Origin of the sequence: Parageobacillus thermoglucosidasius (assembly GCF_001295365.1) — a bacterium.
GTDB lineage: Bacteria > Bacillota > Bacilli > Bacillales > Anoxybacillaceae > Parageobacillus > Parageobacillus thermoglucosidasius.
In genome coordinates this window covers 1,182,063-1,207,053 of the sequence record NZ_CP012712.1, presented here as the reverse complement: position 1 = coordinate 1,207,053, position 24,991 = coordinate 1,182,063, and the positions used below count along the sequence as shown (strand labels likewise).

The 24,991-nt window shown below is 42.8% G+C and carries 30 protein-coding genes, 2 pseudogenes and 1 riboswitch; of the genes and pseudogenes, 17 read left to right on the top strand and 15 right to left on the bottom strand.

Annotated elements, in window-relative coordinates:
- Nucleotides 1-17: 17 nt before the first annotated feature.
- The 6 genes from AOT13_RS05885 to nikR all read right to left on the bottom strand — a co-directional run bounded on the left by AOT13_RS05885 (nucleotide 18) and on the right by nikR (nucleotide 5,636).
- Nucleotides 18-626 (bottom strand): ABC transporter ATP-binding protein, encoded by a 609-nt coding sequence (locus tag AOT13_RS05885; protein WP_042385421.1) that lies wholly within the window; start codon nucleotides 624-626, stop codon nucleotides 18-20.
- Nucleotides 616-1,539, bottom strand: coding sequence for an ABC transporter ATP-binding protein (locus AOT13_RS05880; RefSeq protein WP_042385423.1), 924 nt, complete (start codon nucleotides 1,537-1,539; stop codon nucleotides 616-618). Before AOT13_RS05880 ends, AOT13_RS05885 begins: the two co-directional genes overlap by 11 nt.
- Nucleotides 1,540-1,570: 31 nt before the next feature.
- Nucleotides 1,571-2,440 carry an ABC transporter permease gene (locus AOT13_RS05875; RefSeq protein WP_042385425.1) on the bottom strand — a complete coding sequence of 290 codons (870 nt, stop codon included), beginning with the start codon at nucleotides 2,438-2,440 and terminating at the stop codon, nucleotides 1,571-1,573.
- Nucleotides 2,437-3,426, bottom strand: a complete 990-nt coding sequence (locus AOT13_RS05870; protein ID WP_003252829.1) for an ABC transporter permease — start codon at nucleotides 3,424-3,426, stop codon at nucleotides 2,437-2,439. The genes AOT13_RS05875 and AOT13_RS05870 overlap by 4 nt, the downstream gene beginning before the upstream one ends.
- Nucleotides 3,427-3,436: 10 nt before the next feature.
- Entirely contained in the window at nucleotides 3,437-5,044 is a 1,608-nt protein-coding gene (locus tag AOT13_RS05865; protein ID WP_042385428.1) for an ABC transporter substrate-binding protein, read from the bottom strand.
- Between the two features lie 151 nt (nucleotides 5,045-5,195).
- Nucleotides 5,196-5,636, bottom strand: a complete 441-nt coding sequence (gene nikR, locus AOT13_RS05860; RefSeq protein ID WP_003252833.1) for a nickel-responsive transcriptional regulator NikR — start codon at nucleotides 5,634-5,636, stop codon at nucleotides 5,196-5,198.
- 292 nt (nucleotides 5,637-5,928) lie between these two features.
- Between nikR and AOT13_RS05855 the strand changes: the two genes are divergently transcribed.
- Nucleotides 5,929-6,909, top strand: a complete 981-nt coding sequence (locus AOT13_RS05855) for a metal-dependent hydrolase (RefSeq protein ID WP_042385431.1) — start codon at nucleotides 5,929-5,931, stop codon at nucleotides 6,907-6,909.
- Between the two features lie 37 nt (nucleotides 6,910-6,946).
- Here AOT13_RS05855 and AOT13_RS05850 read toward each other — a convergent pair whose 3' ends face one another.
- Nucleotides 6,947-7,222 (bottom strand): YfhJ family protein, encoded by a 276-nt coding sequence (locus tag AOT13_RS05850; RefSeq protein ID WP_173662675.1) that lies wholly within the window; start codon nucleotides 7,220-7,222, stop codon nucleotides 6,947-6,949.
- A gap of 111 nt (nucleotides 7,223-7,333) precedes the next feature.
- On the opposite strand from AOT13_RS05850, the gene AOT13_RS05845 reads away from it, so the two are divergent.
- Nucleotides 7,334-7,495, top strand: a complete 162-nt coding sequence (locus tag AOT13_RS05845; protein WP_012749183.1) for a small, acid-soluble spore protein K — start codon at nucleotides 7,334-7,336, stop codon at nucleotides 7,493-7,495.
- A 20-nt stretch (nucleotides 7,496-7,515) separates the two neighbouring features.
- Nucleotides 7,516-7,677, top strand: coding sequence for a YpzG family protein (locus AOT13_RS19410; protein ID WP_013401615.1), 162 nt, complete (start codon nucleotides 7,516-7,518; stop codon nucleotides 7,675-7,677).
- Between the two features lie 41 nt (nucleotides 7,678-7,718).
- On the opposite strand, the gene AOT13_RS05840 is transcribed toward AOT13_RS19410, so the two are convergent.
- A complete protein-coding gene (locus AOT13_RS05840) occupies nucleotides 7,719-8,057 on the bottom strand; it encodes a YfhH family protein (RefSeq protein ID WP_013401616.1) in 339 nt (112 codons plus the stop codon).
- 66 nt (nucleotides 8,058-8,123) lie between these two features.
- On the opposite strand from AOT13_RS05840, the gene AOT13_RS05835 reads away from it, so the two are divergent.
- Nucleotides 8,124-8,792 (top strand): SDR family NAD(P)-dependent oxidoreductase, encoded by a 669-nt coding sequence (locus tag AOT13_RS05835; protein ID WP_013401617.1) that lies wholly within the window; start codon nucleotides 8,124-8,126, stop codon nucleotides 8,790-8,792.
- Here AOT13_RS05835 and recX read toward each other — a convergent pair.
- Nucleotides 8,789-9,601 carry a recombination regulator RecX gene (recX, locus tag AOT13_RS05830; RefSeq protein WP_013401618.1) on the bottom strand — a complete coding sequence of 271 codons (813 nt, stop codon included), beginning with the start codon at nucleotides 9,599-9,601 and terminating at the stop codon, nucleotides 8,789-8,791. The two genes, AOT13_RS05835 and recX, sit on opposite strands and share 4 nt — an antisense overlap.
- A 94-nt stretch (nucleotides 9,602-9,695) precedes the next feature.
- On the opposite strand from recX, the gene AOT13_RS05825 reads away from it, so the two are divergent.
- The 4 genes from AOT13_RS05825 (at nucleotide 9,696) to AOT13_RS05815 (ending at nucleotide 11,922) form a co-directional block, all read left to right on the top strand.
- Nucleotides 9,696-10,598 (top strand): TIGR01777 family oxidoreductase, encoded by a 903-nt coding sequence (locus tag AOT13_RS05825; protein ID WP_042385437.1) that lies wholly within the window; start codon nucleotides 9,696-9,698, stop codon nucleotides 10,596-10,598.
- A 277-nt stretch (nucleotides 10,599-10,875) separates the two neighbouring features.
- A complete protein-coding gene (locus AOT13_RS05820) occupies nucleotides 10,876-11,427 on the top strand; it encodes a GNAT family N-acetyltransferase (protein ID WP_013401620.1) in 552 nt (183 codons plus the stop codon).
- Between the two features lie 101 nt (nucleotides 11,428-11,528).
- On the top strand, nucleotides 11,529-11,648 hold the full coding sequence (locus tag AOT13_RS19405; RefSeq protein ID WP_013401621.1) for a YfhE family protein: 120 nt from the start codon (nucleotides 11,529-11,531) through the stop codon (nucleotides 11,646-11,648).
- An 85-nt stretch (nucleotides 11,649-11,733) separates the two neighbouring features.
- Entirely contained in the window at nucleotides 11,734-11,922 is a 189-nt protein-coding gene (locus AOT13_RS05815) for a YfhD family protein (RefSeq protein WP_013401622.1), read from the top strand.
- A 28-nt stretch (nucleotides 11,923-11,950) separates the two neighbouring features.
- Here AOT13_RS05815 and AOT13_RS05810 read toward each other — a convergent pair whose 3' ends face one another.
- Nucleotides 11,951-12,778 carry a glycosyltransferase family 8 protein gene (locus AOT13_RS05810; RefSeq protein ID WP_003252848.1) on the bottom strand — a complete coding sequence of 276 codons (828 nt, stop codon included), beginning with the start codon at nucleotides 12,776-12,778 and terminating at the stop codon, nucleotides 11,951-11,953.
- Nucleotides 12,779-12,964: 186 nt separating this feature from the next.
- Here AOT13_RS05810 and AOT13_RS20035 point away from each other — a divergent pair, with 186 nt between their 5' ends.
- From AOT13_RS20035 to AOT13_RS05800, 3 genes are all read left to right on the top strand, one after another.
- Entirely contained in the window at nucleotides 12,965-13,243 is a 279-nt protein-coding gene (locus tag AOT13_RS20035) for a hypothetical protein (protein ID WP_155267353.1), read from the top strand.
- Nucleotides 13,244-13,514: 271 nt separating this feature from the next.
- Nucleotides 13,515-14,678 carry a CaiB/BaiF CoA transferase family protein gene (locus AOT13_RS05805; RefSeq protein ID WP_042385442.1) on the top strand — a complete coding sequence of 388 codons (1,164 nt, stop codon included), beginning with the start codon at nucleotides 13,515-13,517 and terminating at the stop codon, nucleotides 14,676-14,678.
- Nucleotides 14,678-15,883: an acyl-CoA dehydrogenase family protein gene (locus tag AOT13_RS05800; protein WP_173662696.1), complete on the top strand. Its 1,206-nt coding sequence runs from the start codon at nucleotides 14,678-14,680 to the stop codon at nucleotides 15,881-15,883. The genes AOT13_RS05805 and AOT13_RS05800 overlap by 1 nt, the downstream gene beginning before the upstream one ends.
- Nucleotides 15,884-15,909: 26 nt before the next feature.
- Here AOT13_RS05800 and AOT13_RS05795 read toward each other — a convergent pair whose 3' ends face one another.
- Entirely contained in the window at nucleotides 15,910-16,230 is a 321-nt protein-coding gene (locus tag AOT13_RS05795) for a DUF3870 domain-containing protein (protein WP_003252854.1), read from the bottom strand.
- A gap of 274 nt (nucleotides 16,231-16,504) precedes the next feature.
- On the opposite strand from AOT13_RS05795, the gene AOT13_RS05790 reads away from it, so the two are divergent.
- Nucleotides 16,505-17,152 (top strand): LytTR family DNA-binding domain-containing protein, encoded by a 648-nt coding sequence (locus AOT13_RS05790; protein WP_042385445.1) that lies wholly within the window; start codon nucleotides 16,505-16,507, stop codon nucleotides 17,150-17,152.
- 263 nt (nucleotides 17,153-17,415) lie between these two features.
- Complete coding sequence (gene scpC, locus AOT13_RS05785) at nucleotides 17,416-18,942, top strand: succinyl-CoA:acetate CoA-transferase ScpC (RefSeq protein WP_042385448.1); 1,527 nt, start codon at nucleotides 17,416-17,418, stop codon at nucleotides 18,940-18,942.
- Between the two features lie 316 nt (nucleotides 18,943-19,258).
- On the opposite strand, the gene AOT13_RS05780 is transcribed toward scpC, so the two are convergent.
- From AOT13_RS05780 to AOT13_RS05770, 3 genes are all read right to left on the bottom strand, one after another.
- Nucleotides 19,259-19,447, bottom strand: coding sequence for a hypothetical protein (locus AOT13_RS05780; RefSeq protein ID WP_013401627.1), 189 nt, complete (start codon nucleotides 19,445-19,447; stop codon nucleotides 19,259-19,261).
- A gap of 239 nt (nucleotides 19,448-19,686) precedes the next feature.
- A complete protein-coding gene (locus tag AOT13_RS05775) occupies nucleotides 19,687-20,136 on the bottom strand; it encodes a GNAT family N-acetyltransferase (RefSeq protein WP_042385451.1) in 450 nt (149 codons plus the stop codon).
- A gap of 114 nt (nucleotides 20,137-20,250) precedes the next feature.
- A complete protein-coding gene (locus AOT13_RS05770) occupies nucleotides 20,251-20,490 on the bottom strand; it encodes a hypothetical protein (RefSeq protein ID WP_042385454.1) in 240 nt (79 codons plus the stop codon).
- Nucleotides 20,491-20,709: 219 nt separating this feature from the next.
- On the opposite strand from AOT13_RS05770, the gene AOT13_RS05765 reads away from it, so the two are divergent.
- Nucleotides 20,710-21,639: a hypothetical protein gene (locus AOT13_RS05765; protein ID WP_003252863.1), complete on the top strand. Its 930-nt coding sequence runs from the start codon at nucleotides 20,710-20,712 to the stop codon at nucleotides 21,637-21,639.
- Between the two features lie 151 nt (nucleotides 21,640-21,790).
- On the opposite strand, the pseudogene AOT13_RS21295 reads toward AOT13_RS05765, so the two are convergent.
- Nucleotides 21,791-21,949, bottom strand: a pseudogene (locus tag AOT13_RS21295) (ISNCY family transposase); the annotation flags it as partial.
- Between the two features lie 375 nt (nucleotides 21,950-22,324).
- A riboswitch (cyclic di-GMP riboswitch) is annotated at nucleotides 22,325-22,414 on the top strand.
- Between the two features lie 535 nt (nucleotides 22,415-22,949).
- On the opposite strand from AOT13_RS21295, the gene AOT13_RS05755 reads away from it, so the two are divergent.
- The 3 genes and pseudogenes from AOT13_RS05755 (at nucleotide 22,950) to AOT13_RS19395 (ending at nucleotide 24,844) form a co-directional block, all read left to right on the top strand.
- On the top strand, nucleotides 22,950-24,221 hold the full coding sequence (locus AOT13_RS05755; RefSeq protein WP_237169055.1) for a methyl-accepting chemotaxis protein: 1,272 nt from the start codon (nucleotides 22,950-22,952) through the stop codon (nucleotides 24,219-24,221).
- A gap of 144 nt (nucleotides 24,222-24,365) precedes the next feature.
- Nucleotides 24,366-24,527: pseudogene (locus tag AOT13_RS19895) on the top strand (IS256 family transposase); the annotation flags it as partial.
- A gap of 233 nt (nucleotides 24,528-24,760) precedes the next feature.
- Nucleotides 24,761-24,844, top strand: coding sequence for a YjcZ family sporulation protein (locus AOT13_RS19395; RefSeq protein ID WP_196219158.1), 84 nt, complete (start codon nucleotides 24,761-24,763; stop codon nucleotides 24,842-24,844).
- The last annotated feature ends 147 nt before the right edge of the window (nucleotides 24,845-24,991 follow it).

The following is a 24,991-nucleotide window of genomic DNA, read 5'->3' as shown; positions in this document are numbered from 1 at the left end:
AAAACGGGTGAAGAACGTCAATGCACTAAATTTTCCCAAAAAATGATCCTGTCGCAAATCCGCTTTATCAAATGACGGTCATGGCTAATGACGAGCATCCCCAGATTTCGTTCCCTCACAATTTGAAGTAAGGAATGAAATATCCGCGCTTGTGTAATTGCATCTAACATCGCAGTTATTTCATCAGCTATAAGAAAACGGGTTTGAGGGCCTAATGCGCGAACAATGCAAATTCGTTGCAGCTCACCGCCGGATAGTTCGTTTGGCCACCGGTCCAGCCATTCTTTTCGAACATTAAATTTTTCTAATAAATCGTTATCTGGCACCCATCCCTCGGTAATCGTTTTGGACAGGCGCCAGCGGGGATTTACTGCCCGTTCAGGATGTTGAAATATCATTTGCACCGGACAGTATCCGTGGCCGGGTAATGGAAGCCCGTTCATTAAAACTTTGCCTTTGATTGGATTGTCATACCCTGCCAAAATGCGCCCAAGCGTTGTTTTGCCGCACCCGTTCTGCCCAAGCAATCCAACGACTTCACCTGTGCGAATCGCCACATCGATTTCCCGAAATAGCCAAGGACCATGATGATAACGAAAACTAAGATCTTTGCCTTCAAGTAGCATGATGGCATCGCACCATCCCTTCACGCAATTCACGCATTTCCGGCCTTTTATTTTTACAATCTATGGTTGTTAACGGACAGTGCTCTGCGAACAAACAGCCCTCACGAACTTCATTGGGATGGGGCTGAACTCCAGAGATCGGCATGAATTTATTTTGGGGCAATGCACTCCATAATGCCCGGCTGTATGGATGTCTGAGCCGTTCTCCATCCCCGGAAAAATCAGCAGAAGGGGCAATTTCTACAATAGTTCCCGCAAAGAAGACGGCGACTCGATGTGCAGTTTCTAATGCGGCTTCCACATCATGGGTAATAAGGAGTACGGCACAACCTTGATTTGTAAGCTCCTTCAATTGCTGTAACGCTTCTTTAACATCATCCGCATGCATACCTGAAGTAGGTTCATCAGCAACAATCACCTGAGCATCACTTACTGTTGCAGTGGCTAATAACACCTTTCGCGCCATTCCCCCTGATAATTGAAACGGATACATTCGTTCAACGTTTTCGGGCAAACGGTAGCGTTGAAACACTTCGCGCTGCTTTGCTATTGGGTCTTTGCCTTTTGCGGTCATTCTTACTTGTGCCCCTACCCGCATTAGCGGATCAAGGGAGTTAACAGATTGAGGAACAAAAGCAATTTCTCGTCCTCGTAAAGCAGCTTGTTTAACCGGATCAAGCGTTTCCCCGCAATACCGGATCATTCCCGACATTTGGGCATTTTCTGGAAGAATGCCTAAAATGGCATGGGCAAGCAAGCTTTTTCCTGAGCCGCTTGCCCCGACAACCGCCATCATTTCTCCTTTATTAATAGACAAGTGTAGGTCTTCGATTACCCGAATGGTCTGCTGTTTGAACATGCCAGTATACCGCAAAAATGAAACAGACAAATTTTCTACTTCTAAGATGGCCAATGCAAGCGTGCCTCCCCTTTTTAAAATCAAGCTATTCCTGTGAGCGATGCGGATCGAGCATTAGATGTAAATGATCGCCGATTCGGTCAAAAGCCCTAACAACGGTTAACAATGCTAATCCTGGAAGTACCGTCAGCCACCACATGCCTGTTGACAAATAACGCATCGATTCGGATAAAATGATGCCGATCGCAGGTTGGTGTGGTGATAAGCCAAGACCGAGAAATGTAATAGATGCTTCATGTAATATGGCATGCGGGAACAAAAGTAACAAGCCAACCAATAACTGAGGAATAAGGTGCGGGAAAATGTGCCGAGACGCTACCCACCATCTAGATTTTCCTAAACGGCGAGAAACCTGGACAAATTCTGCCGATTTAAGCTGCAGGACTTCCGCCCGAATGACTCGCGCCAAGCTTGTCCAATGAGTTAGCGCAACCCCTAAAATGACACCTTTCATTCCTCCGCCGCTAACGAATGCGATTAAAATCATGGTTACTAAATGTGGAAGGCTTAAAAATAAATCGATGAGCCATGAAATAATTCGATCCGCTGTTCTTCCCCATGTCGCGGCTGCCAACCCAAGGCTAAGAGCAATGAGCACACTGCTTGCCGCACCGATCAAGCCCACTTGGATGCTTAAAACAAGTCCTGAAATCGTGCGGGCAAACATATCGCGGCCCAGCCAATCAGTACCAAACGGATGTTCAAACGATGGAGGAACATTTCGTTCCGTTAAACTTGTAGAGATCGCGCGTGATTCTAAAAGAGTCCCTCCGATTCCAACGGCAACAAGCAAACAAACCGCAAAAAAAACTGACAATAATGCGCGCTGCCTTCGGTTCAAATAAACCGGGAATTTCCATTTCGTAAACCGCTTGATTTTTCGCTCCATCATCATGCTCTACCTCCTCCACGGAGGCGGGGATCAACTATTTGATAAAGGAAATCAGCAAGCCCGTTCCCGATAAATACAAATAGTGTGCTGAACAAAACAAGCCCCAATAACAAAGGGACATCTCCCCGAAGACCTGCCTCTACGGTTGCTTGTCCAAGCCCAGGATACGAAAAAACCTGTTCGGCCAATACTGCTCCGCCAAATAATTCACTAAAAGAAGCAAATTGTAAGCTGATGGCAGGGAGGGCGATGTTTCTCAAACCATGCCTTAAAACAAGCCCTAATCCCTGTTCTCCCCTTGCGATTGCAAATCGCACATATTCGCTAGTCAGCACGTCAATTAATTTTTGCCTAGTATGCAAAGCGATCGGGGCAATGCCAACTATACTGAGCGTCAACATAGGAAGCACCATATGACGAAGTCTATCTTCAATAGTTACCTGTTCTGCAAGCACACCTGCCGGTACGCCGAGTCCAACCGGCAACCATCCGAGCCATACTGCAAAAATGATTAACAACATTAATCCTATCCAAAATGTTGGGGTTGAGACTAATGTATAGCAATACCATGTAATCATTTTGTCGACCCAAGTATCTTTTTTCATTGCTGCAATAACACCGGAAACAAATCCGATGATCCCCGATAAAATCCAAGATGATGCCATTAACCAAAAAGAGTTCGAAAATCGCTCATGAATCACTTCTGCAACAGGCTGACGATAAATCATAGAAGTGCCTAAATCGCCATGAAGCAACGCGGCAGCCCAACGGATAAAACGTTCCATAGGAGGAAGGTCAAGCCCCCAATAAGAAGCGATCGCCTGGCGTTGTTCAGTTCCTACTCTCAGCATATCTGCACCAATATATGCTTGGATCGGATCCACAGGCGATAAGCTGACTAGCCAAAACGATATTACGCTTACAGCTATTAACAAACTGGCAAGACGAAGTATTTTCATTACTAAAAAACGAATCCAACGGAGCTGCATAATAAAACCCTCATTTCTTTTGTTCCATCCATTTCCACTCTTCGATATTACTTGTAATCGGCCAGCCATGACCATGAGGATGGATAGGTTGCTCTCCGATATCCAGACGTTCATTTACTAAGTACAAATGATCGATATTCACTAGCCATGCATAAGGAGCATCCCCCAAAGCACTCAATCCTGTTTTTCCGTCCCATTGTGCCTTCTTCCAATATTCAAGTGCTTCTTTCTCGGTTTTTGCTTTCAGCGCTTTATCGAACCATTTGTCAACAACCGGATTACTGTAAAAACCCGGATTATAATAATCAACTCCTTGATAAGAACTGCTGTATAAGTTGAACATTTCCGTCGGATCATGACTGCCAAAACCGAAAAGCACGGCATTGGAATGCATCAGTTTTTTTATGTCATCCCAGCTTTTTCCTTCTACATGGATTTTTATCCCAATCGGTTTGACCATATCTGCAACCGCCAGTGCCAATGATTGCCGTGTAACATCACCAGAAGGGTAAAGTAATGTAAACTCAGCCTTTAAGGAGCCTTTTTCTACAATTCCATCACCATCGCGATCTTTCCATCCAGCATCGGAAAGGATTTTTTTGGCCTCCTCAATATCCCCATCCTGGAACACCGTCTGTTCGTTCCACCATGGCAGACCGTCAACAGCTGTATACGCAGGGGTTCCGTAACCTTCTAATACCCCTTCAACCAATGCTTTACGATCGATGGCTACATTGATTGCTTTTCGAATGGCGATATCCGCCGTCACATCGTTCCCGATTGGATAGCCATCTTTCGTTTTATCGCCAGAAGGAACGAAAGGAAACATAATACCACGGTTGTCTACGGTTTTGATCGCTTCAAGACGCATGCCTGGAACTTTTTGTTTACTGAAAGCAGAAGGTATATAGGCAACATCTACTTCTTTTGCTTTTGCTGCAGCGAATGCGGCATCCTCGTTCAAAAAAAGAAAAGTAATCTTTTTAAAATAAGGTTTTTTTCCGTAATATTCAGGATTCGCTTCAACGATAACCTGCTGACCTTTATCCCATTGCACAAGCTTGTATGGTCCGGAACCGATTGGGTGTTCCGCGTAGTCTTTTCCATAAGCATGTTTTGGAACGATTCCTAGCGTGACAAGCGTATAGAGAAATGTGGATTGTGGTTCCTTTAATGTAAAAGTGACTGTATAATCATTTATCACTTTTACTTCCTTTAAATTCGTCAAATCAATGACAGAAGCGTTTTTCGCAGCAGTATCAAATGTAAATTTCACATCTTCGGCTGTCAGAGGTTTTCCATCGGAAAATTTGACATCTTTACGTAGCTGAACAGTCCAAACCTTCCCATCTTCGCTAATATCATAATCAGTGGCCAGATCATTTACAATATTCAAATGTTTGTCTCTCTTGAGCAAGGTGCTTTGAAACAACGGGGAACCGTAGTGTCCCCAACCGGTTGTCGGGTCGAATCCTTCTTCTGGTTCTCCACCTACTGCCAACACTAACTCGTTAACATTAACATTCTCTATGTTTTTAGTATCTGAAGAAGAACAGCCGGATAAAGCCAGAAGCGATAAAGCTCCAATCACAGCCCATCTCCATCCTTTTTTCCACACATTTATCCCCTCCCATTTCAAATATCCAAAGCGTAGCACGATTCTTCTAAAACATAGCACAAAAGCGCTTTCATTTCAATTTGTGATTCCATGTTTTCAAAAAAAATTAAAAACTTAAAAAAAACAATCATCCTTTGTTAAGGACGATTGCTTAAAGTTGATCGCCAGGAAGCGAGTCATCTAAATATGTGACAGACATCTCGGCATAAAACACGCCTTTTTGCACCTGTATTTGTTGATGAAGTGAACGGAGATTTACTAGCTTTCCTCGAACAACAACCACCTCAAGGCATTGAGTGTGATTTAAATGAATATGCATGGTCGAAATAATATCATGGTGGAACTCATGCTGTACATTCTTTAGAAAAATTGGCAAATCACTAATGTGATGATTATAAACCATAATAATGACTCCGGCGACATTATCATCGGGATTAAGCCTGGAAGGTTCGATTATAGCTTTTCGCGCCAAATCTCTTATCGCTTCTGAACGGTTTGTATATCCTTGTTCTTTTATGTATTGATCAAATTGTTCGAGCAACGAGGCCGGAAATGAAACACCAAACCGAATTAATTCTTCATTTTTCAACATTCATCACCCTAACCACCTACACGAATATTCTTATCAAAGAATAGCATATCTATACTTGATTGAAAATGACACAGTTTTGTTAAAGGATTATTGAACTATTCCATAAACAACAAAAAACGGATTTATCATCTTTCAAGCCATCGTTCCTTTTCGGAATTTTAGATTACCCTCTCCTCGCGAACAAATGCGGAATATGTTACACTGACAATACAAAGAATTCTTCGTTTTTCATTCTCGATCGTTTAAACGGGACATACTAATTGGAGAGGCAAACAAAGGAGGCTTACTGCAATTGGATACAGGCACGCACATTTTGATGGGGGTAGCGCTAGGCAGCATTGCCACATTGGATCCTGCTGTCGCACATGATCCCTTTTTGTCACACGCTGTGCTGCTCGGAACATTATCCGGCTCCCAAGCGCCGGATATCGATACGGTTTTAAAATTGCGAAACAACGCAAAATATATCCGCAACCATCGCGGAATTACCCACTCGCTTCCCGCCGTATGGCTATGGCCGTTATTCATTACGGGCATCATCGTTTTCTTTTATCCAAACGTCAACGTATTTCACTTATGGCTATGGACATTCATTTCCGTTGCTGTTCACGTGTTTGTCGACATTTTCAACGCCTACGGCACGCAAGCGCTGCGCCCGTTTACAAAAAAATGGATCGCGCTTGGCGTCATTAACACATTTGACCCGGTCATTTTTGCTTTACATTTAATTGGCATCGGCTTATTGTTTCTCGGAACCCATCCTGGTTACACCTTTTTAACGATTTACGCAATCATCGCCATTTATTACATCATACGATTCCGCCAGCAGGTGAAGATTAAACATGCTGTTCATGCAAAAATTCCAAATGTCGAATGCATTATTACCGTCCCGACATTTCGTTTCCGTAAATGGCATTTAGCGATTACCGCGAAAGACCGCTTTTACGTGGGATTTGCCAAAAACGGCCATATTCATATACTAGACCAATTTAAAAAATGTCCGCTTCCTGATGACCCTGTCATCGAAGCGGCGAAAAAGGACGAAAATGTTGCCGCCTTTTTGTCCTTTTCCCCCGTCTACCGGTGGGAGCTCCGTGAATATAATAACCATTATGAAGTGCGGTTTACGGATTTGCGCTATCGCAGCAAAGGCTATTATCCATTTGTCGCCGCGGTGCAGCTGGACCGCGATTTAAATATTGTCAGTTCGTATACCGGCTGGATTTTCAGCGAAGGAAAATTGCGAAAAAAACTGAATCTCATTCCAAACTGATAAAAATAGGCGGTTGTTTTAAAACAGCCGCCTATTGTCAATGTTTTAAATAATCATTGCGATTTAGCAAATGTTTATATTTCGGATTTGTCGCTTGAAATTCATGCAATGTTGCTCCATACCGGTCTATCCATTGGCGCACCACCTTTTCCGTCATCTCTTTGCCTCTATACTCATGTCCGGCGCGGGCATATGTCGTTTCGAAATCTTCCCATAATAATTCGACCCACGTTCTTGCTTGGGCATAAGCAAGGGCTGGATTTTTCTCGAGCAAATAATTCGTCAGTCGTTCAAAATATTCGTTCATCATCATTTTTTCACCTCTCATGCCAACAATTTCAAAACATTAAGATGGCAAAACAACCTCATAATAAAAATACGTGTTGGCTGCCAACACGAGCAATTGCAAATGGGGGAATGTGCGATGCGGAATAAAGAACGCAACTTTCCAAACCAAAACAATAACAAATTTGAAGGCGAACCTCGCGCAAAAGCGGAGTACGCTTCAAAACGGGCAAACGGCACAACTAACACCCATCCACAAGAACGCATGCACGCTTCCGGCAAACGAGACGACAACTTTTAAACATTGCGAGGTGTTCTGCCATGGGTCACCATCCGCGCAAAATGTTTTATGATAACTTATACTCCAACCCTTTCCAGCAGCCATGGGCGAATCCAAAACACGCCTACTCGCAAGTGAACGGTGAAACCCAACAAGCGCTTAACTTAATTATCCTTGAGCGTGAAACGCGGAAACGCTCGTAGCGAATCGGACCTAGAGAATTCCTTTATTCTCTAGGTTCTTTTTACGACAATTTCGGCTTTTTCAACAACGAAATCGGCAGCGCTTCTTCTTCTCCGTTTCCTTTCAGCCGGTATCCCCAAGCAAATACTCCTTTCAAATAGCGCACTTTAAAATATTCTCCCGGATCTCCCTCGATTTCATATATTTCGCCCGGCTGAAAATCATTGGGGTCAAGCAAATACGCTTTTGCCATCGCGATTTTTCTTTCATATACGGCGTATTCATTCACCATCCCCATTTGTTCCGCTTTGCGCGCTTTTTCCGTTAATGCCGCGATTTCTTGATGCAATTCTTGTTCCGTCATTTCACTATAACGCTTTTGTTCTCCTAGAGCTTTCATCATTGTTCCCCCTTTGGTTTTATTATATGATAAAAACGACAATCCAACAGAATGGAGAGACAGCCAATGGATGTTATTGCTATTACCGGGGCCGGTACAGGGTTAGGGAAAGAATTGGCATTGCAATATGCCGGGCAAGGCCATACTGTCATCGCCCTTGGCAGACGGATATCCCCTCTTTTAGACGTAGTGCAGGAAATCAATCAGCTTGGCGGAAAAGCGTTTGCCTATTCCCTTGATATCCGCCGTTACGAAGATGTTGTTAACACAGTCGATATGATCGCGAAACATCATCGTGTTACGTGTCTTGTGAATAACGCTGGCATCGGTCATTTCGGGCCGCTTTCTTCGCTTTCCGTGCAACAAATTGACGATATGATTCAAACGAACGTCAATGGGACCATTTATATGACGAAAGCGTTTTTGCCATATTTTCTGACGATGCCAAAAGCAAAAATTATCAATATTATTTCGACTGCCGGCTTACGCGGCAAAGTGAACGAATCCGTCTATGCCGCGACAAAATTCGCGATTCGCGGCTTTAGCGAAAGCTTGACTAAAGAGCTGGAAGGAACGAATATTTCGGTTACCGCTGTGTACATGGGAGGTATGGACACCCCATTCTGGCATGGATCGGATCATATAAAAGATCGTTTGCGGCTTCGTTCTCCTAAAGAAATAGCAAAACAAATTATCGCATTAGAACATGGGCAAAACGAAATGATTTTATCTTAATCCTTCTCTTCCTTTAATTTGTTTAAAAATTGCTCGATCATCTCCAGCGGGAAACCTTTCCGGTACAGAGCCTGCTTCATTTTTTGCTCGTACACCGGGCCATCGTATTTTTCATAGCGGCGGTGCGCTTTCCTTCCTTGATACTCTAAAGCTTCCCACTCCTGCTCTTCCTTTGCATCCCGTTCTGGCGACAGCACCTGATCGATGACTTCCTGTGGGAATCCTTTTCGATATAAAAGCTGCTCAACCTGATATTTCCATTGCCGCAAAGACTGTTTTGCCCGTTGTTTTCTGGCTTTTTCGCAAAGCGATCGCGCTGTTTTCACTTGTTCGTCAAATGAATACATCGCGATGCTTTGCTCAATCCATTCCGCCGCAACTCCTAACTTTTCAAGTTCTTTGCGAATAACATACGGACCTTTTGCAGTCGTTTGTTTTTGCGTCCGAACATAAGCAAACGCAAATTCGCGATCATCAACATATTTGTTCTCGCGCAGTTTATGCAACACTTTTGCAATCACATCTTCAGGCGCGCCTCTTTTCGCCAAATGATGGATTACCTCGTGTTCAGACCGCATGCGGTGCGATAAAAAATGTAAAGCCTGATTATACGTTTTTTTGACTTGATCGGCATATACTATTTCTTGTAAGAGTTCCTCATCGATCTTCATTCCTTTTTTCAGGCGGAATTGCAGCAGCACGTCTTGATCAACGGTAATAACGTCGATTTCTCCATTTTCTCTTTGCATCGTGACGCGAAAACGCTCGTGGCTGTTTGGCTGAACGGCTATATTTGTTATGATACCCATTGATTTTCCCTCCATTTTTTATCGTAACATACGGAAGGAATCCGGTACACGAAAAGCGAAATAATTAACTAAGACAAGACTGGGAGGGAATGAGATGAATATCGCCATTGCCGGCGGAACTGGATTTATCGGGAAAGCGCTTTCGGAACACCTTGAGTCACAAGGCCACACCATTTATATATTGACGCGACATCCTAAACCATCTTCCTCTTCTAATATCCGCTATGTGTTATGCACACCTGAAAGTCGTCCCGCAACAGATTTTCCTGCCTTTGACGCCGTGATTAATTTAGCCGGCGAACCGATTAACCGCAGAAGATGGACAAAAAAGCAGAAAAAACGCATTGTCCATAGCCGTGTCTCCACGACCCAATGGATGATTGAACGGATTAAAGCATTGCCATCCCCTCCTGGCGTATTTATTAATGCGAGCGCCATCGGCATTTACGGCACTTCGCTTACCGCTTCTTTCACAGAAGAAAATCCAGTGATTGGCAGCGATTTTCTCGCACAAACTGTAGCGAAGTGGGAAAAAGAAGCGCAACAAGCAGAGTTGTTAGGAGTTCGCACAGTAATGGCGCGCTTTGGTGTCGTTCTTGGCAAAAGCGGTGGGGCGCTTCCAAAAATGGTTCTTCCTTATCGCTTTTACATCGGCGGCCCCATCGGCTCAGGACAGCAATGGATTTCTTGGATTCATATTGCCGATGTGGTCCGCGCCATCGCTTATATCATCGATCATGAGGAGCTCGCTGGACCGATCAATATGACCGCTCCGTCTCCAGTCCGTATGGAACAATTTGGCGAAACGGCCGCCCGCGTGCTTCGCCGCCCGCATTGGCTTCGTGTGCCAAGAACAATGCTGCACGCCTTCCTTGGTGAAATGAGCATGCTTGTTACTGAAGGACAGCGGGTCATTCCGAAAAAACTGCTGGAAGCTGGGTTTATTTTCTCTTTCCCGACGCTGGAGAAAAGTTTGGCCGATTTATTAGCAACGTAACGATTCATTGTTAAAAAATTATACAAAAAAATTTAATAAAAAACCTATTTCTTTTTTCTTGATCATCGTGTATGATTGTAAAGACTTCAACCGATGCTTTGCCCACAATCAGATACCGATGAAACAAAGGGAAGGCAAATGGTGCGCCACTAGCGGAATCCGCTGGTTCTAGTGGGTTCGATTCCCACCCCGAAATTTTTTGATGAATATATATTAAAAAATTTCGAGGGTGGTTTCGCCCACAAGTAAACTGCCCTCGATATAAGGAGGGAAAAGTATGCTCAAAAAACGGGAACTGCAAGATTGCCATGCGCTTTACGAGCTGATGGTGCACCCGGACGTCTTCCCTTTCGTGCGCCAAAAAGCGAGCTCGTACGAAGAATTTTTGTTTATGACGAAACAAACAATTGAAGCAGAAGAGCGCGGTGAACTTATTTCCCGCACCGTTTTAGATGAATGGGGCAATCCAATCGGCACGATAAGCTTATTTGATATACAAGATAACGCCGGATTTTTAGGCACATGGCTTGGAAAGCCGTATCACGGGCAAGGGTACAACCGCCGTGCGAAAGAGGCATTTTTTCAAGAACTGTTTTACGAGCTTTCCATCGAAACGGTGTTTATGCGCATTCGCAAAATCAACACCCGCTCCATTAAGGCGGCAGAAAAATTGCCGTATGTTACGCCAGCAAACGAGACAAGAAAAAGCTTGCTTGAACAAATCGGAGCGGATATATACAATCTGTACGAAATTACAAAAGATAATTATACGCTGTATACGCTTCGCCATCCTTCTTCCATCAATGGCGAACAGCGCAAAGAAGCATAAACGGGCTGTTCCAAAAACAGCCCGTTTTATATTTTGCATGCATAAAATGAACAAACGGCGGAAAAACTTAAAATAAATTTTGCAAAAGTGAGGGGCAGCTAATGGCGGAAAAACGAAAAAGCGAAAAAACAAAAAGCGCGTTAACGAGAGCGCAAGAAATAGCGTATGCCCGCGACTTTAAATTGGCCGACCAAGCAGGCGGCTATGCGGCGAAAAAGTAAACTACAGAAAATATGGTTATTATGCTTTTTCGCATAAGAGCCATCCTGCAAAGTGGAAACATTATCGCTTAGGAGGAATGGATGGATGGGGCGATCCCGCGGACGAAAAACACGTGACAAAAACAAAGCGACTTTGCCGCAAGTTCCGAAACAGCTGAAATCCGACAAACTGGATGCGGAATATTCCAGCGAATTTGCGGATCACGCACAATTAGAAGAAACGGCGCGCGCGCAAGCAGCCGGCATCCGCCAAAACAAAGCGCGCAAAAAATAACGCCTAAAGGCAGCTTTTGCCGCTGCTTTTAGGCTTTTTCTTCTTCCAATTCCAAAATATCGCTATACTGCTTGTAAAACAACCCAAGTTCCCCTTTATAATTTTCTTTCCACGGCTTATCTTTCCCGCAGTAATGAATAAACACCGTATTTTCCCGAATCCAATGCAAATCGTGCTTTGGATTCGGGAACAATTGAATCATGTCGTAATAACGAGCATCGTAATTATAACGATAACAGTCAACCGGCTTAATTTTGTCCCAATATAAACCATTTAACACATCTTGGTCCGGAAGCACCAGCTTAAACCGATTCTCACGAATAAACTGATAAATATCTTCCAAGCGGACCTCTTTTCTCATTAATGACAAGTTCATCAGCATGACGCCAGTGTTAAAGTATCCCTTCGCATTTGGGGTCTTCAGCCTCAATTTGTTAAATAAATTCGCCACTTTCGTGGAATGGGTATGCTCGGCGGCGATAAACATATTCCCTTCAAAATCCATATCATACAAATCATCGATCGGATTAATCGCGACAATGTCTGGATCAAGATATAAAACGCGGTCCAGCTCCTGCGGCAAAAACTGATGTGCAGCAAGACGATAATACATTTCCGAAGTATAATGGCGAAACACAGGAGCGTCGGCAAACAATTGCGGATCGACATAAATCGGAATAAGTTGATGCCCTTGTTGCCCGGCAAAATGCTGCAAAGACTCTATTTCCATTTCCGGAATGCGCGAATAAAGAAGATAAAAAGAAAAAGATTTTGTATTATTGCGAAATAACGAATTCATTAACACTTTTAGCGGTGGAATATAATTCGCATCTAACGTTACAAGAACATGAAACATACACCATCACTTCCTCGCCTTATCGTTATTTGAAAAAACGCCTCATTCCCCTTACATTTATATATTAATCGCGTTTCTAACATATAATTTAATGATAAAATAGACAAGCGACTTTTTCTATACATTGGCGGAATCGCTTTACACCACCGATCATTCCGCCGCCTCAGCGCGGAAACAGCAGATCCAATGGTCCGTGAAACGATCAAAAAAGAACTTTCCGAATTGCTTCATATACCTGTTGAATCCATTGATAAAAAACTCAGCGCAGCTGGGGTCAGCCAGACCATTTCGTTCCAATCAAAAAGGCGGCGAAATCAGCAACAATTCTCCTTGAAAAAGCGCGGCAATTCAAGCTGCCGCCGTGAAAGAAGTGCAGGAAAGAGAATATCCATCCGCCGAATCATCCACCCATCTTATCAGGTATATAAGAACCATCACTGCCGAAGAATAAAAAAAATAACGTAAATAATTTTTAATTCTGAATTTAAAAACTATTTACAATTATTCATTAGTTTTGTATAATAAATGTAACAGCCGTCTCCCGTCGGCTTCGCGGCTGACGCCAGCGGACGGCATTACCTGATGATGAAGCGACAATTTTATATGGATAAAGAACTGCATCGATCTGATCAGCACTTCTTTGCCGAAGTGCTCCCTCAGGTCGTAAAAGCCGGTTCCTTTCTTCGCGAAGAAAAGGAGCCGGCTTTTTTCATCCGCACAGACAGGAGGTGAACAAATGCCAGGCGCGCTAGACGGCGTGCGCATTTTAGATATGACGCGCGTCCTCGCAGGTCCCTATGCCACAATGATTTTAGGCGACCTTGGCGCCGACGTGATTAAAGTCGAAGCGCCGGGCGGATCTGATGATACAAGATTTTGGGGGCCTCCCTTCCAAAATGGAATGAGCGCATATTACACCGCAGTCAATCGCAACAAGCGCAGCATTACCGTTAATTTGAAAGAAGAAAAAGGAAAAACAATCATCCGCCGCCTTGCCAAAACAACGGATGTCATCATTCACAATTTTAAAACGGGAACGATGGAAAAGTTCGGGCTTGGCTATGATGAACTATCCTCGTTAAATCCACGCCTTATTTACTGCTCGATTACCGGGTTTGGCGAGACAGGCCCGTACCGCCATTTACCGGGATATGATTATATTATCCAAGCAATGAGCGGATGGATGAGCATTAACGGCACTCCTTCATCCGGACCGCTGAAAGTCGGTGTGGCCATTACCGACGTCTTTACCGGTTTGTACGCGGCGATCGCTATCGAAGCGGCCCTTCTCGCCCGCATGAAAACGGGACGCGGGCAAAAAATTGATCTTTCTTTATTCGATTCGGCGATCAGCGCGCTCGTCAACGTTGCCGCCAACTATTTAATGTCCGGCAATGTGCCGGCACCGTTAGGAAACGAACATCCGAATATCGTTCCATACTCAACGTATGAAGCAAGCGACGGTCCTATCGTCATCGCTGTCGGGAACGACAGGCAATTTCAAGCGTTTTGCGAACTTCTTTCCGACCCGACGATCGGGATGGATCCGCGTTTTCAAACAAACCCTGGCCGCGTCGCCCACCGCGAGGAGCTTAACAAGCGAATCAACGAGGAAACGAAAAAGCGAACGCGGGCCGAATGGAAGCGTTTACTTGATCAAAAAGGAATACCGTGCGGACCAGTGCAAAATCTTGAGCAGTTGTTCCAACATCCGCAGACGCTGGCCCGCGACATGGTCATTACGATGCATCATGGCAAGATCGGGCCGCTGCAGCTTGTCGGAAGTCCGATCAAACTATCGGATACAAAAGTATCGTACCGTCTGCCGCCTCCGCTTGCCGGAGAGCACAATGACGAAGTTATAAAAGAAATCATGAATGAAACGGAGGAGAATGGATGATGATGAATTTCGATTTTACTCCAGAACAAGAAATGCTTCGCAGCACTGTGCGCAAATTTGTCGACAAAGAAATTATGCCGTACATCAAAGAATGGGATGAGCGCGGATATTTTGAGCCAAGCATTTTGAAACGGCTTGCCGAGTTGAATCTAATGGGGGTCTGCATCCCGGAAAAATACGGGGGAATGGGCATGGATTACAACTCGCTCGCCATTGTTTGTGAAGAGCTGGAACGGGGGGATACCGCGTTTCGCACCGCCGTTTCCGTGCACACTGGCTTAAACAGCTTAACCTTGTTGCAATGGGGCACGGAAGAACAAAAACAAAAATATCTTGTTCCGCAAGCAAAAGGTGAAAAAATCGGCGCATTCGCGCTAACAGAGCCAAACGCCGGATCAGATGTCGCCAGCATTTCCACCACTGCCGTCCGCGACGGAGATGACTACATCTTAAATGGGCAAAAAACATGGATTTCCCTTTGTGACATCGCCGATCACTTTATCGTGTTCGCCTACACCGATAAATCGAAAAAACACCGCGGTATCTCCGCTTTCATCGTCGAACGGACAATGCCGGGCTTTTCATCAAAAGCGATAAAAGGAAAGCTTGGTATTCGCGCCGGCAACACGGGGGAGCTATTCTTCGACAACGTTCGCGTTCCGAAAGAAAATCTGCTCGGCGAAGAGGGCGAAGGATTTAAAATCGCGATGTCCGCGTTGGACAACGGAAGATTTACCGTTGCCGCTGGCGCGGTCGGCCTCATCATGGCTTGTCTCGAAGCAAGCATAAAATATTGCCATGAGCGCAAAACATTTGGAAAAGAAATCGGGAGACATCAGCTTGTGCAGCAAATGATCGCGAAAATGGAAGCAGGATTGCAAATCAGCCGCTTGCTCGTTTATAAAGTGGGCTTTTTGAAAAATCAAGGCCGGCGCACAACGAGAGAAGCGTCGCTCGCAAAATGGATCGCGTGCGACTTCGCCAATCAAGCGGCCGACGACGCCGTCCAAATTCATGGCGCGTACGGTTACTCGAACGAATATCCTGTCGAACGCTACTTGCGCAATTCGAAAGCGCCGGTCATCTACGAAGGAACGCGGGAAATTCATACGATTATGCAAGCGGAATACGCGCTTGGATACCGTGTCGATAAACCTCTTCGCAAAACGCTTCCTGCTTGGAGCCCGGAGTCCGTCACATTGTAAGCCCTCGTTCATCCTCGAGGGCTTTTTTATTGCGCATTTTCCGCGCGCATTTTGCAATATTGCTTGTGCAAATCTTTAAGAGCCGCGCATAGCGCCGAATTCGCTTTTCCTAAATACCCTTCATTCAACTGCTCCAAAATGGGATCAATCCCGTCCCTCAGCGAATGGCCTTTAAGCAAGCGGGTGACATAATCGCGCCCGTGCTCTGTCGCCAGCGTGCATGAGGCATCGACGATCACCCCGTACTTTTTATCAATCTCCGCCGTGATTGTCAGCGTATCATACATGCTTTTTGCCGCCATTCCCGCCGGAAGACGCGCATGCCCAGCGATAAATTGTGTGTTCATTTCCCTTTCCCCTCACATAAAATAAATAGTATGTCTACTAAAATTATAAACATAATAACTAAAAATTTTCTAAAAATATTTCTTAATTTTTTATTATTGCAATTTTCTTTACCTTCGCTTTATATGCGCGCAATATATATGCTATAATGATGCACAAACGACCTCATCCAATATGAAAGCTGTGCGCAAAAAAGGATTGTATGCAGAGCGTGCAAGCCGCCGAACCCCGCTTCCAGCGAAGTAAAGTGGCAGACTGTGCACTAGGGGTGATCGTATGGATTCATTCACTGTTTCCTCTATCGCCAAAGTGATGAACGAACTATTTCCGATAGAAGCGTCTTTTGTCATTTCTGATGACAAGCGCTACATTTATTACCAGCCGAGCAAACAGATCGATCTAAAAATCCGCCCCGGAGACAAAATCAAACCGGAATCGGTGACTTACAAAGCGTTGACCATTCAACGGAAAATTGCAGAGCAAAAAGACAGCCGCGTTTTTGGCGTGCCTTACTTTGGGATATCCGTCCCAATTTTGGACGATGGCGCCCCGAAAGGCTGCGTTACTGCAATATTGCCGAGAAAGCCAGCGCTTTCCATGCCGTATTTAACAATCCGCACAGCAGACCGCTGGATTCCTGTCCCTTTTGAAAACGTTATCTATTTAGAAGCACAAAACCGAAAAACATTCGTAAAATCAAGTTATGGTGAAGGATACCACAAATATAACTTAACAGAGCTAGAATTTTCCCTTCCTGACGATATATTTCTTCGCTGCCACCGTTCATATATCATTAACATTCATTACATTGCAGAGATTCATCCCGATTCGCACTCCACTTTTTTGCTGATGATGAAGGACGGTTCAAGGGTGCCCGTCAGCCAAACATATGCAAGCCATTTCCGGAAACTGCTCGGCTTTTAATTCCATAGCCTCCCCCGCTTTCTTTCCGGCGATGCCTCTATTCAGACAGAGCTCACGCAAAAAAGTGGGCTCTTTTTATTCTTCCGTTGTTTTCGCCAATCTGCACCCTGTTGATCTGACGGCTATCCATTTTCACATTTTTCTTGTTTATGTATAAAAAATTCTTTTTTAGTTACAAAGAAAGCCCTTTTATTCCATTTCCAATGATTTTTGATAAGCTAATTGCTAGAATATTTTCAAAAAACAAAGAGGTGAGATAGGCATTGGATCAACACATTTCTGAACTCATCGCCAATCCGCGTTTAAGAAAGCGAATTGTAACGGCAGAAACAGCTGCTTCATGGATAAAAGACGGCATGACGCTCGGCTTGAGCGGATTTACCCGCGCTGGCGATGCCAAAGCAGTCCCTTATGCATTGATCGAGAAAGCAAAACAACAACCTTTAAAAGTAAACGTATATACAGGCGCTTCACTTGGCTCGGACGTGGACAAAATGATGGCAGAAGCAGGAATCGTCAACAAGCGTCTTCCGTTCCAGGCCGATTCTGTAATGCGCAAAAAAATTAACGAAAGGGAAATTTTGTTTATTGATCAACATTTATCACATACGGCGGAACTAGTGCGTGCAGACGTATTAAATCCTATCGATTTTGCAATTGTGGAAGCGATTGCAATAACTGAAGACGGAATGATCATTCCTTCAACTTCCGTAGGAAATTCATCGATCTTCGTGAACAAAGCCAGACACGTTATTGTCGAATTAAACACAGCCCAGCCAAAGGCGCTGAAAGGACTTCATGACATTTATGAAGCCGGCAAACAAGGCGAACGAAACCCGATACCTTTGACAAAAGTGGACGACCGAATCGGCACGATTGGCATTCCAGTGGATGAGGATAAAATTATTGGAATCATTCTGACAAACCAGCCTGATTCGCCATCGACAATCGTACCTCCAGATGCGGAAACGGCTGCGATCGCAAACCATTTAATCCATTTTCTCCGAAAAGAAGTGGCAGCCGGGAGACTCTCCGAACATTTGGCGCCGATTCAGGCAGGCATAGGTTCTGTTGCAAACGCTGTCCTTTACGGCTTGTTAGATTCAGAATTTTCTAATTTAGAAGTTTATTCAGAAGTTCTTCAAGATGCTATGTTTGATCTCATTGACGCGGGAAAAGTCCGATTCGCTTCCGGCTGTTCTATTACTTTGTCGCAGAACAAAATGAAACAAGTGTATTCCAATTTGGATGCTTACCGGGGCAAACTTATCCTTCGCCCTCAAGAAATTTCTAACCATCCAGAAATCATTCGCCGTCTCGGGCTCATTTCCATTAACACCGCCTTGGAAGCGGATATATACGGAAATGTTAATTCAACGCATGTTCGCGGCACAAACATGATGAACGGCATCGGCGGTTCAGGCGACTTTGCCCGCAATGCGCGCCTTACCATTTTCGTGACAAAATCGATTGCAAAAAACGGGGCTATTTCCAGCATTGTTCCATTCGTATCACACGTGGACCATACCGAACATGACGTTGATGTGATCATCACAGAGTATGGCTATGCCGACCTTCGCGGGCTGGCGCCAATGGAACGAGCGCCTCTTATCATTGAAAATTGCGCGCATCCGTCTTACCGTCCGCAGTTGCGCGAATACTTCAAGGAAGCGCTTAAGCGCGGCGGCCATACGCCACACGTTCTTGAAAAAGCATTCGCTTGGCATGTCAATTATGAAAAATATGGAACAATGCTAGAACCACAATATCAATTGCAAACGCAAAAATAACATAAAAAAACCGGGGTAACCTTCACAAGGGATACCCCTTTCATCCATTGAACACACCCAGTATGAACGCTTATGCGATGGTTGGCGATCGAATCCTGGAAAAGCCAACAGCAAAAACCGCTTCTGCTTCTAGTGCCGAAGTTTGCGGAACGGAGCGGGTTACACAACAATGAAGATGTGTTCCAAGTTCATCCATTCGCTGCACATCCCTTTTGCTGCAACAAAAACATTAGGAAGTGACGCTTCCATCAGACCCATTCCACATTCCTTCACTGCCGCAAATGATGGAAGAAAATTCGTTTTTCCTCAAGAAAGTTTATAAAAAAGGAATATTGTCATGATTTTGTTTAGCACCATGCATATAAGTCTCTACATAAATTCTTTCAGAATCTGAAACATTTTTTGCCCCTTCTTCAGGATCTATATTTATGTTTCTTTTTTTGGCGATAAAGTCCATAACGCCTCCCATGAGAAGCAGACCAACGATTAATATAATCCAGCCCATTTTTTTCAGCTCCTGCTTTTATGATTATTCCTTTCGAAAGCTTAGAAACACCTTAATACATACAAACCATGTTCATCCTCCATAATATCTCCGGATTGCCGGAAAAAATGGAAATTCCAACTGACGCCCACGGAAGCGAAATCGCTTTTTCATGGAAAAATACATTGCCATCGAGAACATGATGAAATGGACGATAACCCAAACTAATTGACAAAACGGGCCATTCATACCGCTGGTTGTTACTCTGATAATCTTTTCAAGAATACGTAGCTTACTTTATCGTATTGCATTTTTTCTTCATAAAAACGATGTGCGTCAACGCGCTGTAAACCAGAAGACAGAGAGACGATGCCATAACCGTTCTCTTCAGCCCATTGATGTACATAGGACAAAAGTTTTTCTCCATATCCCTTTGACCGCTCACTTGGTGCTGTAACTAAATCGCACACCCAAATAAAGCGGCCGTTGTACAAAGTAATCATCGGCATAAATCCGGTAATGGCCACCATCTTGCCATGATCATAAAGAGCAACTAATCGATATCCTTCTTTTTGCTGCGCTTCCAGCACCAACTCAAGATACGAATTTTCATCAAGATGAGTCCGTAAATGCTTCATTACCGAAAATCCAGCTAAAATTTCTTCTTTAGTGCGAAGCTCTTTGAATAATAAAGTTGAAGTTATTCCCACAATTATCTACTCCTTCTCTCTTGACAGACTTCCAGAACATTCATTCAAAATCCTTCCATAAAAAATAAATTTAATTGAATTATAGCATAACTACAATTTTTCTGATATTTATTTTCAAACTGCTTTTACAAAGACGTTATATTTCCCGTTTTTCCAACCTGTTACATCCAAATCAAAAAAATAAAACCACACAATGAGGATAGGGAGAAACTTGAGGGGCAAAATTTTCCCTCCCCCTTCCTTTATCCCGCTTTTTTGTTGTTTGGCATAAGCAATTGCAGCGTTAATCGCGCTACGCTTTCCGCATAAGATAATTAATGGTGAGTGAATGTCAAGACCGATTTTAGCACCCATTGATGTTATCATAATTATTTAACTATTTATAAAAAAAAAACCGATAAAAATAATGAATACCCTTTTTAAGGGAAAGTTTATGAAATAAATTAAATTTTTGTAAAATAAGGATAGACATTATTGCTAGTTTTTATCCTCATTTTCACTTTAGTGACTATTGGAGCGCAGAAAAGCTGTGCGGATGAATTACTAACTATTTAGAACTAGGAGGGAATAACCGTGAAAATTGATCTTGGATATATCGGAGCAATAGTCGCTCGAAATAGTGCCAAAAAGCCGTCTGTATACGAAATCAAAGATCCATTGGCCGGACAACAAGTGGAAGTCATCCGAAATGGACAAGCCTATAAACTTACGATTTCGGATGAAATCAAACAAATTCAAGGCATGATGGCTATACCGATGGAAAAGTTTTTTCACGTAGAAAATGCTGACCCTTCTGATATTTTCTCTTATCGGCCACGGGATCAATGGCTTGTGTTCAGCCAATATTTATATGAATCCAAATACTTTGATTCACTTAGTAATGAAGAAGTAAGAAAAGTAGAATCCATCTTACAACACATCACGGACGGAGTAGATAGTTTGTCACCATATCCAGGGATTAACCTTTTTGGAATTAGTAAAGAACAACAGCATTCTTATGAAGCCCATCTTGAATTGGCTTCTTCAACAGTTGCACTTCAACACTTCAGTGATACGTTTTTAAGCGGTGATGTAAAAAAAGGATTTGATCAACTGATTCAAGATTACGTCCGCCACAATACGAAAATAGCAATGAATCATCAATCGGTAGAGGAAAGATTCATCGCAGCACGGGCCAAAATCAGGCCACTAAATGCTCCTTTAACATACCAACAAAGCCGTGAGCTGTCCATGACGAATAAACTTGGGAAAACGGTTTATACACATGAAGAAATTGAATCAGTCATCAAAAATTATCAAGAAATGTTTGAGAGCATTCAAAATGAAGAAGATTTGTCTAGAGTGCTTGCAAAAGCAAAAGAACAACTGCTTTCATTTGCTACGAAGGGCATCTCGCCAAGGGATATAGATTACCAATTGGCAAGAGATTTTGTTGCACAGCGTGCCGATGACACATTTAAACGAATCGAGAATTACTGGCGTATGTTATTGCAAAAAAAATAAGTGTTCATTTGCTCCATGTAGTCAAGGTATCCATTCTCTTTTTGGAGATAGCCAAAACCGGCTAACTCTTTTTATAACACCTCCCATATTTGATCTTCATATCGGTTCACAAAAAGAAAAGATATAGGAAAAGCTTGTTTCATTGATTTTGAAAAACGCGCTTTTCCAAATCACGGCGAAGCACAAGCTGCCATTGGCCAAACCTCGTTTTCAAAAAGACAGGAAGAACACGGCCAAAAGCAGCTTTTCGTTCCCCGCTATTGCGGCGGTTGATGGAGAAAATCCATAGGATTCCTGACTGCTCTGCTGTTTACCATCTCCTCTGTCATAGCGAGTCATACCGAAATAATGCTTCTAAAATAGAGGTCATTTCATCAATCTATGCATGCTCGTTGTTTAAATTGCATGACCGTGTCCACCCCTTGATCATTTATATGTTTTCCAAGGCGGTGGTTTTTTTATGTGCATTGAGGCATTCGTTATGCGTTTTGCAACACGTTCACGCAAAAAACACAACTATTATCCCAAATACCAACAGGACAATAATACTATTCAACTTCGTTATTTTATCAATATATACCAAAAAACAGGCCTTTTTTACTATATAAAATTCACTATAAGCTTTGTTATATTTTATTTTGTAACAGTATAATCAGACAAGTTTCAACAAACTTCTACAAAAATTAATATAAATCAGCAAACTACTCGAAAGGGTAGGACGCAAAACTAAAGGGGCTAAATCTATTCTCAATAGACATGCCAGCCAGTTGCCCTTCCGTGAAAAATCATTGCGATTTTTCAAGAAGGTTTTTAAGTAGTGCATTGTCTACTCAACTGCCCTCTTTAGGATTTTAGAGGGCAGTTTTTTATATTAAAAGGAGGTGGATGGCGGGGCAAGACAGAAAACGCGCTGTTATTAATCTATGTAACGAGTATGTGGAATGGACATTCATCAAATTCGTTCTGTTGAATGATCGCAAAGTATTACAGTCATTCCCCATGCTTCCTCTATGTCCAAGGGATTGTCATCTCCGCTGTAATCGATTTATGCCAATGCTTTTCAATGGATGGAAAAGGAAAATTCTTATACTGGTCTACTGGTCAAACTGGATTGTCAGAAAAAGTAGATGCAAGGCTTATTTTATTATCGGGGCAGCAAACGAAGTCACCGATATCCGTGGAGAACCAATTTATCCATCCGACATCTACGGAGAATGGCGAAATAAGAATCCATTAAATACAGAAATGATGTGATTCATTAAAAACAACTTAAAGAGCTGTAAGAAACCATAAAGAATGGAGGATGAATGATGAAAGGCATTCGATTAAAGATTATTAGTGGATTTTTTGTTATTATTTTATTGTTTACCATCATAGCAATTTTTGGTTTCCGAGAACTTGATTCGTTAACGGCGAATGGAACAGAAACAGGACATGCTTTTATGTTATCCCTCACCATTATTTCTATTATTCTTAGCTTGGCGATTTCGATTATCCTTTCCAACATGATTGTAAAACCACTTTCCCAGATAGTAGAACGTATGAAAATGGTAGCAGAAGGAGATTTGTCGGCAAAGCTGCTTGAAATAAAATCAAAAGATGAGATTGGCCAATTAGCTCAATCAATGAATGAAATGATTTTAAACTTACGAAATATCGTTGGTGAAGTAAGAAACGCGGCGGAACAAGTGACTGCATCTTCAGAGGAATTAACAGCAATTGCAGATCAGACAACAGCTGCAACGGAACAAATCGCTTCTGCGATTCAGCAAGTGGCAAGCGGGGCGGAAACACAAACGAACAGAATTGAGCGAAATGCTGCTTCTTTAGAAGAAATTGCCCAAGGGATTATCCGCGTTGCTGATAGTTCCAATCAAGTTACAGAACTTACAAAACAAACTACGCAACAGGCTGAAGATGGCGAAAACTCTGTTGTGCGTACAGTCGACCAAATGAATTCCATCTATACATCGGTAATCGAGACGGATAAAATGGTTCGGTCTTTATACGAACGTTCCAAAGAAATTAGCCAAATTCTTGATGTGATTAGCGGAATTGCAGATCAAACGAACCTTCTTGCTTTAAATGCAGCAATTGAAGCAGCAAGAGCGGGAGAGCATGGGAAAGGCTTTGCGGTCGTAGCCGATGAAGTCAGAAAGCTGGCTGAACAATCCCAGGCATCAGCAAAGCAAATAGCCGAATTAATTCTCAAAATCCAAAATAAAACAGAAAATTCTGTTAAATTAATGACGGAAGTTACACAAAACGTAGAAAATGGTCTTGAGATATCGAAAGAAACATCCAAAAAATTTGCCCAAATCATCCAAAATATGAAAGACATTTCACCACAGATTGAGGAAATTTCTGCAATCACTCAACAAATCTCGGCAGGAGTGCAAGAAATATCATCTACAGCAAATGAACTTACAGCAATAGCAAAAGAAAATGCGGCGACATCCGAAGAAGTAGCCTCTTCAACAGAGGAACAACTAGCTTCGATGGAGGAAATTACCTCTTCAGCAAAAACGCTCGCAACAATGTCAGAAAAATTACAAGAATTAGTTCATAAATTTAATGTATAAAATGGTGGTACATATCAATTCCTGAATCAGAGGGGAAGATGATGTATAAAATTTTGTGTAAAACATTTTGCTAGATCAAAAGAAAAAAGGTAGGGTATTCTCTGATTGGACCAAAAACATTCCAGAGAAAGGAGAACCCTACCTATGTCTAAAAGTATACCGAATGTCGACTGGGCAAATCAACTGGAAAGTGCCATCCGTCAGTTTGTGAAAGAAAAATTAGAACTGATTATGCGGGAAGAAATCAAACATTTCCTCGAAATCGCACAGGCGGAAACATCCAATATGAGAAACGGCTACTACCAAGGTTGCATTCCTCCTTATGTTTGGTGTTTTTGGTCCACTATTTATTCTACCAAAGGGGAAGCAACATGGCTCTTTTTCTATTTCCCTTTTACACAATTATATGGACTTAACTCCGTTTTTTCATTAGCTGTATTTAATTTCGTAAAACTAATGTTTGCCTTATACAGACTCGTTATGTTTTACGTAGGATGTACTATCCATGTAAAACGGAGGTATACAAAATGTCAGGTGGCTTGCGGTCAAACTTTGCTTTAATTGTTGTACTGTTTATCCTTTTAATTATTGTTGGGTGCAGTTGTTTTTTCGGTCGTTACTAATCTAGAATCCTTTTCAAATCTTTACCGGATGGATCATATACATATAGATCTGTCTTTTTTATTCATTTATTTTTCAAGACAACCTAATTACTCTTTTGTTTCCCTTACTGCTTCAAAAACTCATAAATATTTGTTTGCTATTAATAA